This is a genomic window from Actinoplanes sp. CA-030573 (assembly GCF_050951115.1).
GTDB lineage: Bacteria > Actinomycetota > Actinomycetes > Mycobacteriales > Micromonosporaceae > Actinoplanes.
Map to the genome: position 1 here is coordinate 3,619,581 of NZ_CP192038.1, position 13,134 is coordinate 3,632,714.

Annotated in this window: 13 protein-coding genes; 8 read left to right on the forward strand and 5 right to left on the reverse strand. The window is 69.2% G+C overall.

The window, feature by feature from the left end; all coding sequences use genetic code 11:
• Window positions 1–8: 8 nt before the first annotated feature.
• Entirely contained in the window at window positions 9–455 is a 447-nt protein-coding gene (locus tag ACQP2F_RS16865; protein ID WP_433304989.1) for a hypothetical protein, read from the reverse strand.
• 533 nt (window positions 456–988) lie between these two features.
• Here ACQP2F_RS16865 and ACQP2F_RS16870 point away from each other — a divergent pair.
• From ACQP2F_RS16870 to ACQP2F_RS16885, 4 genes are read left to right on the forward strand one after another with little or no spacing between them, the layout of a single operon-like run.
• Complete coding sequence (locus tag ACQP2F_RS16870) at window positions 989–2,320, forward strand: ABC transporter substrate-binding protein (protein WP_433304991.1); 1,332 nt, start codon at window positions 989–991, stop codon at window positions 2,318–2,320.
• Between the two features lie 3 nt (window positions 2,321–2,323).
• Window positions 2,324–3,304, forward strand: a complete 981-nt coding sequence (locus tag ACQP2F_RS16875) for a carbohydrate ABC transporter permease (protein ID WP_433304993.1) — start codon at window positions 2,324–2,326, stop codon at window positions 3,302–3,304.
• On the forward strand, window positions 3,301–4,188 hold the full coding sequence (locus tag ACQP2F_RS16880) for a carbohydrate ABC transporter permease (RefSeq protein ID WP_433304995.1): 888 nt from the start codon (window positions 3,301–3,303) through the stop codon (window positions 4,186–4,188). The genes ACQP2F_RS16875 and ACQP2F_RS16880 overlap by 4 nt, the downstream gene beginning before the upstream one ends.
• On the forward strand, window positions 4,185–5,135 hold the full coding sequence (locus ACQP2F_RS16885) for a glycoside hydrolase family 43 protein (RefSeq protein WP_433304997.1): 951 nt from the start codon (window positions 4,185–4,187) through the stop codon (window positions 5,133–5,135). Before ACQP2F_RS16880 ends, ACQP2F_RS16885 begins: the two co-directional genes overlap by 4 nt.
• A 38-nt stretch (window positions 5,136–5,173) precedes the next feature.
• Here ACQP2F_RS16885 and ACQP2F_RS16890 read toward each other — a convergent pair whose 3' ends face one another.
• The 3 genes from ACQP2F_RS16890 to ACQP2F_RS16900 form a co-directional block, all read right to left on the reverse strand.
• The gene (locus tag ACQP2F_RS16890; RefSeq protein WP_433304999.1) at window positions 5,174–6,286 is read right to left on the reverse strand and encodes an ABC transporter ATP-binding protein; all 1,113 of its coding nucleotides are present in this window, start codon (window positions 6,284–6,286) and stop codon (window positions 5,174–5,176) included.
• A 143-nt stretch (window positions 6,287–6,429) separates the two neighbouring features.
• Window positions 6,430–6,918: a GtrA family protein gene (locus ACQP2F_RS16895; protein WP_433305001.1), complete on the reverse strand. Its 489-nt coding sequence runs from the start codon at window positions 6,916–6,918 to the stop codon at window positions 6,430–6,432.
• Between the two features lie 13 nt (window positions 6,919–6,931).
• A complete protein-coding gene (locus ACQP2F_RS16900) occupies window positions 6,932–9,250 on the reverse strand; it encodes a hypothetical protein (RefSeq protein WP_433305003.1) in 2,319 nt (772 codons plus the stop codon).
• Between the two features lie 126 nt (window positions 9,251–9,376).
• Here ACQP2F_RS16900 and ACQP2F_RS16905 point away from each other — a divergent pair, with 126 nt between their 5' ends.
• Together ACQP2F_RS16905 and ACQP2F_RS16910 are read left to right on the forward strand one after the other, a co-directional pair.
• Window positions 9,377–10,099 (forward strand): class I SAM-dependent methyltransferase, encoded by a 723-nt coding sequence (locus ACQP2F_RS16905; protein ID WP_433305005.1) that lies wholly within the window; start codon window positions 9,377–9,379, stop codon window positions 10,097–10,099.
• A gap of 44 nt (window positions 10,100–10,143) precedes the next feature.
• Entirely contained in the window at window positions 10,144–10,908 is a 765-nt protein-coding gene (locus tag ACQP2F_RS16910) for a glycosyltransferase family 2 protein (RefSeq protein ID WP_433305007.1), read from the forward strand.
• Here ACQP2F_RS16910 and ACQP2F_RS16915 read toward each other — a convergent pair.
• Window positions 10,905–11,933, reverse strand: coding sequence for a LacI family DNA-binding transcriptional regulator (locus ACQP2F_RS16915; RefSeq protein WP_433305009.1), 1,029 nt, complete (start codon window positions 11,931–11,933; stop codon window positions 10,905–10,907). The genes ACQP2F_RS16910 and ACQP2F_RS16915 overlap by 4 nt on opposite strands.
• A gap of 119 nt (window positions 11,934–12,052) precedes the next feature.
• Between ACQP2F_RS16915 and ACQP2F_RS16920 the strand changes: the two genes are divergently transcribed.
• Window positions 12,053–12,865 (forward strand): AfsR/SARP family transcriptional regulator, encoded by an 813-nt coding sequence (locus ACQP2F_RS16920; RefSeq protein ID WP_433305011.1) that lies wholly within the window; start codon window positions 12,053–12,055, stop codon window positions 12,863–12,865.
• A 50-nt stretch (window positions 12,866–12,915) separates the two neighbouring features.
• Window positions 12,916–13,122 carry a hypothetical protein gene (locus ACQP2F_RS16925; RefSeq protein WP_433305013.1) on the forward strand — a complete coding sequence of 69 codons (207 nt, stop codon included), beginning with the start codon at window positions 12,916–12,918 and terminating at the stop codon, window positions 13,120–13,122.
• Window positions 13,123–13,134: the final 12 nt, after the last annotated feature.

The window sequence follows — 13,134 nt, forward strand, 5'->3', positions numbered from 1 at the left end:
GAGCGAGCTCAGGACTCGCCTGCGCCCAGCGCCGCGGTGATCTGTTCGATGGCGACCGCCTCGGCCGGGCTGACGGCTTCGCCGTCCTCACGGTGCGCGGCCGCGACCTTGTTCGCCACGGCGATGACGAAGCGGCGGTAGCCGTCCACCTCGTCGGCCGTCGCCTTGGCCTCCAGCAGGGCCACGGCCTCGCGCAAGTGCCGCAGCCCATGGTCCCGGAGCTCGTCGGGCGAGCGGTAGCGCGTGTGATCGGCCTTGGGCTTCGCCGTCACGATCTCGTCGAGCAGCTCGCTCTGGCCGTGCCACTGGCGCGCCTCGACGTACGCCTTGGACATCGCCACCGTCTCGCGGAACATGCCGCCGCGGGCCGCGGTGACCACGATCAGCCCGGCGCTCGGCGGTGCTTCCAGGATGGTCGTCCACTCCTCCGGTGAGAATGCGGCCTTCGTTGTCATTGCCCTCTCCTTCGGGATGCCGAGGACCAGCGCGACCACGGCCACCGCCACGTCCCGGGCGAACCGCGGCCATGGCGGACTCCCTCGGGGCAGGTGGAACCTCCTCGGGCGAGCATGTCCATGAACGTTTCGGCGGGCACCATCCGTGCGGGGTGAACCGCGACCGCGGGCATCGGCTTCGCGACGACGTATTCACCATTAACCGCGGCGATGCGGGCGTCCAACCGCGAGTTTCAGGCGTCCAGCTTGCCGGGCAGCTCCGGATATTCCGCCGTTTGATCGCGACCTTTCCCCGGCCGTTCTCCTCGAGCGTGAAAGAAGCGGCATCTCTCCTTATCTACGGCTAATTCGTCATACGATCAATTGCTCCCTATCAATTGTCCACCTTCACGTCCAAGAGTTCGCCTGATACGTTCTGCGGTATTCCAGGCGGCGGTCCGAGAGCAGTGTCACGACAGGTGCGGCTTGACCGAACGAGGTGGGACTGTCCCGGGTGCGCCCCGGTTGACGTCCGCTCTGGGCGGGAGGGCTCCATGGCCACTCGGACTCACCGGCACCCGCTGAACGCCACGGTTGCCGTTGCGTGTGCACTGTTGCTCGGGCTTACCGGTTGCGCCTCGACGGAACTGTCGAAGGGCACCGGGCCGCCACTGGGGGCGGACGGTTACACCGGCCCGTCGGTCACGCTGCAGTACTGGAACGGGTTCACCGGCGGTGACGGCCCGTACATGCGGGCCATGGTCGACGAGTTCAACGCCGCCCACAAGAACATCAAGGTGGAGTCGAACACCCTCGGCTGGAGCGACTTCTACCAGCGGATCGTCGCCGCGGTGCACGCCGGGCAGGGCCCCGATGTCGCGGTGATGCAACTGGACAACCTCGCGACCCAGGCCGCCCGGAGCGTGATCGTGCCGATGGAGGACGCGATCCAGCAGATGGGCTTCACCCCCGAGGACTTCCCGGAGACGCTGGTCAAGGCCACGACGTTCAACGGGCACGCGTGGGGGGTTCCGCTGGACTCGCACACGATCGGGTCGTACGCCAACACCGCCCAGCTGGCCGCCGGCGGCGTGGAGGCCCAGGCGACCACCGGGCCGGCGTTCGAGTCCGATCTGGCCGCCGTCCAGAAGGGCGGCGTGGCCCAGCCGTTCTGGATGCCGAACAAGTGGCCGGCCCACCTGATGTTCCTCAGCCTGCTGTGGCAGGGCGGGGGAGAGCCCTACTCGGCGGACGGTCTGAAGGCAACCTACAACAGCCCGGCCGGCGTCGCGGCACTCACCTGGATGGTCGACCAGGTGAAAGGGGGCATGAGCCCCACCAACGTGGCGATCGACTCCCAGTACCTGGCATTCAAGAACGCGGAGACCGCCGTCACCTGGGACGGCATCTGGCAGATCAACGACCTGAAGACCACGGCACCCAAGCTCAAATGGTCGCTCGCGCCGATACCGAAGGTCTTCGCGAAGCCCGCGTCCTGGGCGAACTCCCACCAGTTCGTGATGCTGGCCCAGCGCAAGCCGGACCCGAACAAACAGCAAGCCGGCAAGACCTTCATCAAATGGATGGTCGAGCATTCCAGCGAATGGGCGGGCGCCGGCATGATTCCGGCGTACGCCCCGGCCCGGAACAGTCCCGAGTTCAAGAGCATGCCGCAGTCGGCCCTGGCCGGCCAGATCGACAACTTCCATTACATGCCGTCGATTCCGGGGATCGGCGACGTGAACGCACAGACTCTCGAGCTCGCCGTCAGCGAGGCGATTCTGGGACGCCAGAGCCCTGAGCAAGCCCTTGACCAGCAGGCGGCGCGCGCGGACGACATTCTCGCCGGCAATGCCGAGAAGTTCGGCACGACGGACCAGGGGTGAGCGATGGCCACGGATGTTCAGGCCCCGAGGACCGCACCACCTGCCACCGGGGACGCGGTGTGGGACGAGAAGCGGGCCGCCCGGAAAGACACCCGTGAGGGGTGGCTGTTCTGCGCGCCCTACCTGGTGCTGTTCGCGATGTTCGTCATCTTCCCGGCCGGGTGGGGCTTGTGGATCAGCCTGCACCGCTACGACTTCACCCTGCCCGACAAGCCGTTCATCGGCCTCGACAACTACACCAGCCTCATCAACGGCAGCTCGCCGTGGTCAGGCGTCTTCTGGGAAGCCGTCCGCAACACCCTGCTGTTCACCGTCCTCTCGGTGCCGTTGCTGCTCGTGGTCCCGCTGGCGGTGGCCATGGTGCTGAACCAGAAGTTCGCCGGGCGCAACCTCTTCCGGGCGGTCTACTTCGCCCCGTACGTGCTGGGCGTGGCGGTCATCGCCGTCCTCTGGCGGTACCTGCTGGACGCCAACGTCGGGCTCATCAACTACTACCTGGGGAAGGCGATTCCCTGGCTCACCGACGTGCCCCAGGCCTGGGTGTCGCTGGTCGGGGTGACGGTGTGGTGGACTTTGGGGTTCAACTGCGCCATCTATCTGGCCGCGCTGCAGGATGTGCCGCGCAGTCTCTACGAGGCCGCTTCGATGGACGGAGCGAGCTGGTGGCAGAAGTTCCGGACCGTGACCCTGCCCGGCATCCGCTCGGTGCTGGTCTTCGTGGTGAGCACGACGATCATCGCGTCGATGAACATGTTCGGGCAGTCCTACCTGATGACGCAGGGCGGCCCGGGCAACGAGACGCGTACGGCGATCATGCAGATCTCCGACACCGGTCTGCGGCAGTTCGACTCGGGCATGGGATCGGCCATGTCGATGATCTTCATGGTCATCCTGATCGTTATCAGTGGCTCGGTCTTCTGGCTGACCAACCGCGACAGCGACGCGAAGGCCCAGAAGAAGGCGAAGGCGAGGGCGGACGCATGACGACCACGCTCACCAGGGAACAGATCCTTGCCCTTCCGGCCGAGGACGGCGGGCCGGGCGAGCGCCGTCGCCGTCCGTGGCTGTTCTACACCGTACTCGGGCTGCTGACTTTGATCTTTATCGCGCCCCTGATCTACATGGCGTCGACGTCGTTCAAGACCCCGGAGGACGCCATCTCGACGACCCCGCAGTGGTGGCCCGCGCACCCGACCACCCAGGCGTACAGTCGCGTGCTGAACGACCCCGCCACCCCGGTCGGACGATGGTTCCTGAACAGCATGATCGCGGCGACGGCCAACTCCCTGCTCGCCGTCTCCACCGCAACCCTGGCCGGGTACGCGCTCGCCCGCATCCCGTTCAAGGGCCGGCAGCCGCTGTTCCTGCTGATCGTCGCGACGTTGTTCCTGCCGCCGGTCGTGCTGCTGGTGCCGAACTACCTGACGCTGAACTACCTGGGCTGGCTCGACACGCTGCTCGCCGTCATCGTCCCCGGTGCGGCCGGCGCGTTCGGCGTCTTCTTCATGCGGCAGTTCTTCATCGGCCTGCCCAAGGAGCTGGAGGAGTCGGCCTCCCTGGACGGAGCGACCCGGTGGAAGGCGTTCCTCACGGTCCTTCTGCCGCTGGCCCGGCCGGCGATCGCCACCCTGATCCTGCTGACGTTCCTGACCAACTGGAACGACTTCCTGTGGCCCATCTACACCCTGTTCAGCCCGGACAAACAGACCCTGCCGGCGGGTCTGTCCACCCTGCAGAGTGCGAACAGCGTCCGCTACGACCTCCTCATGGCGGGTGCGATGATCTCGGCGGTCCCCGTGCTGCTCCTGTACGCGTTCACGCAGCGGTTCATCGTCGAGGGCATCGCGTCGGCGGGGATGAAGGATTGACCGCCGGGCGAGCGACGTTCCGCAACCCGGTCCATCCGGGGTACTTCGCGGATCCCTACGTCATCCGCGCCGACGGCCGCTGGTGGGCGCTCGGGACGAGCGGGGCGCACGCGGTGACCGGGCTGGTCTCGGACGACCTGGTGCGGTGGGAGCCGTGGACGCCGGCGCTGTCCGCCGGCGAGCCGCACCTGGACGGGCGCACGCACGCGTGGGCGCCCGAGATGACCAGCCGCGGGGAACGCTTCCACCTCTACTTCTCGGCCGGCGTCGAGGACCGCCACCACAGGATCTTCGTCGCCGACGCCGGCACGCCGGACGGTCCTTATGTGGACGTCCGACCGGTCGAAGGCATCGACGAGCCGTTCGCGATCGACGCTCACGTCTTCTCGGATCGGGGGAGGCACTACCTCTACTACGCCGCCGACCGTACCGACCGCGCCCGGCCAGGGACGGCGATCGTCGTCCAGGAGCTGGTGGAGCCCGACCGCGTCGACGGGTTGTGCCGGCCGGTCGTCATGCCCGGCGCCGACTGGCAGATCTACGAGCGCGGGCGGTCCATGTACGGCGCGGTCTACGACTGGCACACCTGCGAGGGCCCGTTCGTGGTCCGCCGAGGGTCGCGCTACTGGTGCCTGTACTCCGGCGGGTCATGGCAGACGGAGTCCTACGGCATGGGGTCCGCCTGGGCGGACGATCCCCGGGGGCCGTGGCACGACGTTTCGCGCGACGGGCCCACCGTCATCCGTACGGTTTCCGGCCGCGCCCGCGGTCCCGGACACGCCAGCGTGATCACCGACCTCGCCGGCGACGACTGGCTGGTCTACCACGCATGGGACGAGGCGATGACGGCGCGGCGTATGCACCTGGACCGCCTCGACTGGATCGACGGCACACCCGTCTGCCGGGGGCCGACCCTGGACGAGCAGCCCGCCCCCGTCGGGCGGTAGCGTCACCGGCGACGCGCTACCCGCCCGGCGGAGCTCGATCAGGGCGAGAGCCGCTTCTCCGTCTCGGCGGAGAACACATGCTCCGTGCCGGGCCGGATCTGAAGCCAGATGATCTCGCCTCGTTTCGGGGTGTGTACCGGATCGACGCGGGCGATCACCTGCTCGGAATGAAGGGTTCCGTGCGCGGGCGCCGCGTCCTGAGCCAGTTCGCCGTAGACGAAGGCGTCCGAGCCGAGCTCCTCGACCAGCTTGACCCGCATGGGGAACGCGCCGGGCTCGCCCTCCGCCACGACCTGCAGGCTCTCCGGCCGGAAACCGAGGATGACCTTGCCGTCCGGAGGCAGCTCCGACAGTGTCTCCTTGCCCAGCGGCACGACGGCATTACCGACCCGGACCCCGTCGCCGGCGACCGTGAAGGTGCCCATGTTCATCGCCGGCGAACCGATGAAGCCGGCGACGAAGGGGTTGACCGGCTTCTGGTACAGGTTCATTGGCGTGTCGACCTGCTGCAGCACGCCGTCCTTCATCACGGCCACCCGGTCGCCCATCGTCATGGCTTCGGTCTGGTCGTGGGTGACATACAGCGTGGTGATGCCGAGGCGAGCCTGCAGCGAGGCGATCTGGGTACGGGTCGACACGCGCAGCTTGGCATCGAGATTGGACAGCGGCTCGTCCATGAGGAACACCTGCGGCTGCCGGACGATGGCGCGGCCCATCGCCACCCGCTGACGCTGCCCGCCCGACAGAGCCTTCGGTTTGCGCTCCAGGAACGGCTCGAGGTCGAGAATCTTGGCGGCCTCGTTGACCCGGCGCTCGATCTCGTCCTTGGGGCGTTTGGCAATCTTGAGAGCGAAGCCCATGTTCTCGGCGACGCTCAGGTGTGGGTACAGGGCGTAGTTCTGGAACACCATCGCGATGTCGCGGTCCTTGGGCGGTACGTGGGTGACGTCCCGCTCGCCGATGTGGATCGCGCCGGCGCTGACGTGCTCCAGGCCCGCGAGCATGCGGAGGCACGTGGACTTTCCGCAACCGGACGGACCGACGAGTACGAGGAACTCGCCGTCACCGATCCCGAGGTCGAACGAGTCGACCGCCAGTTTGTCGGCACCCGGGTATCGCCGGGTCACCTTGTCGAACATGATCGTCGCCATCAGGCATCAGCCCCTCGACCGGCGAGTACGTGCTGAACGATCGGAAAAGGAATAGCTCACACCAGTGTCGGCCGCCCGCGGGACACAGGGCAACGGTCGAATGAATGGTGCCAGATTGCGCCGATGCGGCCTTGATACCCGCCCTAGAGCGGCCGCGTGCCGACGGTCTCCGGTGCGGTGGGGCGCACCTCGGTGAACACCCGGGTGTGCATGGCCCAGTAGCGGAAGGCGGTCGCCAGGCCCAGGCCGATGATGTTGGCGGAGATGTTGTCGGCCAGCGCGCTGCGCAGTCCCAGGGCGTGGTGCGAGATCGCCAGCGGCACCAGCGAGATGCCGAGCCCGATCAGCGACACCACGACGAACCCGACGAACTCGCGGTGAACGGCGAAGCGCCGGTTCTCCCGGAACGTCCAGTAGCGGTGACCGAGCCAGGCCACGACGACACCCATCGCGGTGGAGATCGCCTTCGCGGCCAGCGGCATGTCGTAGAGCGGGCCGTGCCCGCCGGCGAACCGGAGCAGGTTGAAACCGCCCACGTCGACGACGAAGCCGGCGATCCCGACCAGGCCGTACTTGGTCAGGCGCAGGCTGTGCCGGCGCAGCCCGTCGAGCCAGCGGCGGATCAGGGCCACCCTCGGTCCTCCATTACCCCGTGAATTCGTAGACGTCCACGCCTGGACTCTGGTATCGAAGCGTCGCATACGGCTCGAGCGTCGGCGCGTACGGCCGGGTGTGATCGACGAAGATCCACCGTACGCCGAGCCGCCGCAGCTCCTGAGCGGCGCCCTCGGTGGGAGACGCGATGAAGCCGTCGTTCAGGCGCAGCAGGTCCGGCTTCCAGTAGTCGACGGTGATGGAGTCCCGGCCCTCGGGCCCGAGCTCCGCCGACTTCGGCGTGGCGGTCCAGCCCTCGACCAGGACCTGCCGCTCGCTGAAGGCCGCCACCGTCCAGCGGCGGCTGTCGCAGTGGACCGGCGCCATCGGCGTCGTGCAGTGGCGGTTGGTCATGACCAGGTCGCGGACGCCGGAGTGGTCGCGGATCCACCGGGCCGCGTCGATCTGCCCGCGGCTGGTCGCCAGGTGGGCGGTGACCGGCACGGCCGCCAGGGGCGCGGCCGACGTGGCCTGCCTGATCTGCGAGACCGGCGTCTGCCCGGGCGGGAACAGGACGACGTTCCAGGCCGACGACAGCACGCCGCCGGCCAGCACGGTCAGCACCATCGCGGCGCCGGCCAGCCGGACCCGGTTCACCCGTCCCCGGGTCAGCGCCGCGCCGGCGGCGCCGGCGACGGCCAGCACGCCGAGACCGACGGCGATCATGGACTCGGCCGCGCTCCACTCGCCCGGCTGCAGGGATCCCACCAGGGCGGGCCCGAGCCAGACGAGCGCGACACCGGCCGGGACGCCGACGAGCAGGGCCCGCGCGAACCGCCCCGGCCCGAGCACGCTCACCAGGGCGGCCAGGCCCAACGCCGAGCCGAGGACGAGCAGCGGAATGGCGGTGCGGGCGAAATACCACTGGCTCGCACCGGGATGGGCGAACAGGGCGACCGCCGCGCCGCCCGCTATGCCCCCACCGATGAACAGCCACGGGGTGGGGCTGCGGCGCGTGGTGCGGCCGAAGGGCAGAACCGCGGCCCCGGCGCCGCGGGCGAGGACCCCGGCCGCGCCGATCGCCAGGATCAGCGCCATGTGAACCGTGGTGTCCGGTTTGCCCAGCCACTTCGCCGCGGGAATCTGGTCGGCCGCGTCCGACGGGCTGAGGTGCAGGCCGGCGCCCGAGCCGTGGAACACGACGATGAGCGCGAAGATCAGGCAGCCGACCACCACGGCCAGGTCGCCGGCGACCGGCAGGAAGCGGGACCGGTTGAAGAGGAGCATCGCGGCCAGGGCCAGGCCGAGCCCGGCAACCAGAAGCGGGAGCGTCGACCCCTTCGTGCCGGACGCGCCGAGGCAGAGGACGACGAGCAGCAGCAGGCCACCACCGCGGGACATCGATCTGTTCCACCGCAGGGCGAGGACGGCGGCGGCGGCCACCACCATGGGGATCGCGAGCCCGAGGCTGGGCGACAGCGGCGCGACCGGGGTCCCGTTCGAGATCTTGCCGAGCACGTTCAGGTCGCCGCCGACGAAGGCCAGCAGCGCCGAGACCGGCCCGGCCCAGGCGCGGCCGGTCAGCCGTACGGCCGCCGTCGCGATCGCGAACACCACCACGATCGGCATGAGGACGGCCATGAACCGGAACAGCACCTCGTCGAGCGGGATCCCGGAGGCGACCGAGATCTGCGCCACCCAGGCGTGGCTGAACCAGTGGTAGGCCAGGGACTCGCTCTGGACCCAGGGGAAGGTGGTGGGCCCGCGGTGGGCGAGCTGACCGGCGAGCGCCAGATGAAGGTACGAGTCGACGTCGATCGGCCGTGCGCCGGACTCCCAGCGCAGCGGCACGGCGTGGAAGTAGGAGCGCAGCTGCGGCAGCGTGACCAGGGCCACCAGGGCGACCGAGGGCGCACACCACCACGGCAGCGGACGGGTCTGCGCCGTGCGCAGCCGGTTACGCGTCCCGGGCAGCAGAACGAGGACCGCCGCGACGGCGAGCGGGCTGAAGGCGATCCACCGCTGGGCGGTGAGCCCGGCCACGACCTGAGCCCCGATGGCGAAGACCGACCCGACCGCGAAGCCCATCGCCAGGTCCTCGAGGAGCCAGCCCTCCCGGGGCCGCGCCGCCCGCCAGGCCAGCGCGCCCGGCAGCACCTGCGTCCCGAGCACGACGAGGGTCGCCAGCAGGACGTGCGGCACCGGCATCTCGCCCACCACCGCGCACGCCAGCAGCCCGGCGACCAGCAGCACCGCGACGGCGGCGCCCAGGGCTCGCGGGATGGGGGAGGACGCCGTCTTCTTGGGGGCGGCGGGTACCGGCGTCACGGGTGTCGTCGACGGCTCGGTGTCAGCCTTGGGCTGTGCCACACACGCTCCTACCTCGGGCCGGCTCGGTCGGGACGGAGTATAGGCAGCGCGTGACGGGCGATCGATACCCGCTCCGTCAAGATCTGCCACCTGGGTTGCCCTCCTAAACTGGATGACGAGGCGCTAGTGTTCGTGCTCGTGCCGCACACCGACCCCAAGTCTCCCGCCATTCCGGTGCGAACCGGACACGAGGGCGACGACCGCGCCGACGCCGGCGTCTACATCAACAGCTACTTCGAGACCAGGCTCTCCCACGACGAGAACCGGTCAAAGGTGTGGAAACACCTCTGTGAGTACCTGTCGCGCTGGATCGCTCCGGACGCCGATGTCCTCGAGCTCGGAGCCGGGTGGTGCGACTTCGCCAACCACGTGCGGGCGCGGCGCGTGGTGGCGATGGATCTGGACGCGACGGTCGAGCGCGCGGCGGCGAGCCATGTGACTCCCGTGGTCGGTGACTGCACGGATCTGAGCGCTTTCGAGGACGGCAGCTTCGACGTCGTCTTCGCCTCGAACCTGCTGGAGCACCTGGTCCGCCCGGACGCGTCCCGGCTGCTCGGCGAGGCCCGCCGGGTGCTGCGCCCGGGTGGCCGGCTGATGCTCCTGCAGCCGAACTTCCGGCTGAACCCGGGCCGGTACTTCGACGACTTCACCCACGTCTCGATCTTCACCGACCAGTCCCTGCACGACTATCTGGTCTCCGAGGGCTTCACCGTCGAGAAGGTGATGCCGCGGTTCCTGCCGCTGACCATGAAGTCGCGCGGGTCCAAGCTGACGTTCCTCGTCCCGTGGTACCTGCGGTCGCCGGTCAAGCCGCTCGCCGGCCAGATGCTGCTCGTCGCGGCACGCTAGTCAGTCAACCCCCTCATCCGACACCCCGACGGAGGTAACACCCGATGTGGAACGGCAGGTCGCTGTCGGTCGTACTCCCCACGTACAACGAGAAGGACAGCATCGCCGAGGTCGTCAACCAGTTCGCGGCCCTGGGACTCGTCGACGAGATCATCGTGGTCAACAACAACGCCGCCGAGGGGACGTCCGAAGAGGTCGCCAAGACCGTGGCGCGAGAGGTCATCGAGACCCGGCAGGGCTACGGCGCGGCGATCAAGCGAGGGCTGCGCGAGGCGAACACCGACCTCATCGCGGTCTGTGAGCCGGACGGCACCTTCAAGCCGGCCGACCTGCACAAGCTGCTCGCGTTCCTGCCCGAGTGCGACTACGTGATCGGCTCCCGCACGGTCTCCAACTTCGTCTGGGACGGCGCCAACATGGGCTGGTTCCTCCAGTGGGGCAACTGGGCCGTGGCCAAGCTGGTCGAGGTGCTGTACAACACCTCGTACCTGAGCGACGTCGGCTGCACCTTCCGGATCATGAGCCGCGAGCAGGCGGACATGATCCTCGACAAGTCCCGGCTGGACGGGTCCGCGTACGGCCTCGAGATGCTGCTGCTGGCCGTCATCATGCGGACCAAGCTGGTCCAGGTCCCGGTCAACTACCAGCAGCGGGTCGGCGTCTCGTCGGTGACCGGCGACTTCGGCAAGACGGTCAAGCTCGGTCTCGAGATGATCGGACTGGTGCTCCGGATGTGGTTCCGCCGGCGGCGGATCCGCCGGGGCTACCAGCTCGGCGGTGCCCGCCCGCGCGTGAAGGTCGGCGGCTAGCGCCGATCTGGCGGCGAGCGCCGATCCGGCGGCGGCCCGCTGCTCTGCCGGGGCAATATCGCGTACGGGATGGTGACCCGGCGCGGTTGCCGCCGGGGTTCCGCGATCCGATCGATCAGCAGGTCGATCGCCGTCTCGGCCACCCGGGCCTTGTCGATGCCGACGGTGGTCAGCGGCGGCACGGCATAACGCCCGTCGGTGATGTCGTCGTAGCCGGCGACCGAGACGTCATCGGGCACCCGGATGCCGCGGCGCCACAGGGTGTTGAGCGCGCCGAGTGCCTGCGAGTCGGTCAGGCAGAAGATCGCGTCGGGCAGCGGCGCGTGGTCGAGGTAGTGGTCGAGCGCCGTCGCGGCGGCGGCGGTCGTCCAGGTCGGGTTGGGTATCTCGAGGCCGGCCGAGGGTGCGATGCCCGCGGCCGCCAGCGCCTGCCGATACCCCTTCCGGCGCAGGCGCGCGCTCTCCGACCGGAACCGGCCGAGCATCGCGATCCGGCGATGTCCGAGGCCGATGAGGTGCTCGACCACCTCCCGGCTGGCCGCGACGTTGTCGACCCACACGTGGTCGGTGGTGTCCTGGTGCACCTCGCCGAGGAACACCATCGGCGGGGTGACCGGGGTCGGCTCGAGCGCGGCGCTGGTGAGGAGCACCGGGCTCATGATCAACCCGTCGATCAGGTGCCGCCGGGCCCGCGACAGCAGGTGGCGCTCCCGCTCATAGTTGTCGAAACCGGTCTCCTCGATCTGCACACCGAGATCGCGCCGGGCGGCGGCGAGGGCGAACTCGCGGATCAGCTCCGCCGAGTACGGGGTGCTCAGATTAGGCAACGCCAGGCAGATCAGGCCGGTGCGACCGTTGCGCAGCCCGCGCGCCGAGAAGTTCGGCACGTAGTTCAGGGCGGCCACCGCCGACTCGACGCGGGCGCGCACCTCGGGGCTGAAGCGCCCGGTGCCGTTGACGACGTTCGAGACGGTCTTCGCCGAGACCCCGGCCCGGAGCGCCACGTCCCTCAGCGTCACGCGCATCGGCCGCGCTCCTTTCTCGTCATATGGAGGTCTCTTGCCAACGAGGCCGGCGGGACACAATCATGACCTTAACTGCCCGGTTCAACGTTGAACCAGGTCTGACTCCAGTGGGACCGACCATGACAAGTGGAGCGTCCACCTGGCTGGTCCCCGGCTCGGCCGGCAACTCCCCGACCATACTGATCTGTCTCCTCGGTCAGTTCCAGGTGTTCAAACAGGGCGAGCGGATACCGCTGCGCCACGGCGGCAAGATCAAGGTGCTGCTGTCGGCGCTGGCGCTGCACCAGCACCAGCAGGCCACGCGGGACGCCCTGGTCGAGACCCTGTGGCCGGGGATGGACCTGGAGCACGCGAGCCAGTCGTTGAACACGCTGGTGCATGGGCTGCGGCGGCTGGTCGGCGACGCGCTGGCCGGCCGCCCGCCATTGGTCCGCACCGATGACGGGTACCAGCTGAACCTCTCGGCCGGCATCGACGTCGACACCCTGCGCTTCGACAGCTGTACGGAACTCGGCTCGCGCCGGCTGCGGACGGGCGACCGAGCCGGCGCCGCCGCCGCCTTCGAGGAGGGACTGCGCCTCTACCGTGGCGATCTCTGTCCCGGCGGGACGAGCCTCGACGTGGTGATCGAGCGGGAGCGGTTGCGGGCGCAGTACCTGGGAGCGCTCGCCCACCTCACCGACTACCACTACGACTCGGGCGACAACGGGACGGCGCTCCGGTACGCCCACCGCCTGTTGCAGGCCGACCCCTGCCGCGAGGACGCGCACCGCGCCGTCATGCGCTGCCACGCCCGCCTGGGCCAGCGCGCCCAGGCGATGAAGCAGTACCTGCTGTGCCGCGACATCCTGCGCCGCGAGTTCCAGGCCGCCCCCGAGCAGGCGACCGACGACCTGTTCGCGGCGCTGCGAAGCGGCCGGCCCGCGGTATGACCTCAGTCAAACCTCAGTCACTTCTCACGGCCGGGGCGTAGACCGTCCAGGTGGCCTTGAACGATCACCGACCCTCCGATGCGCTCGCCGATCGGCGGGTGGTCGCGCTGGTGCTCAGGATCGTGCTGGACCGCCGGGGCGCCGTCCTGCAGGGCGAGGTCCTCGACGCCACCACCCACGACGGCCAGCGCTTCGCCGGATGGGACGAGCTGGTCGCGACGATCCGGCGGTGTCTCGGGCAGGACGCGGGGCGATGAGAGGACGGAGCT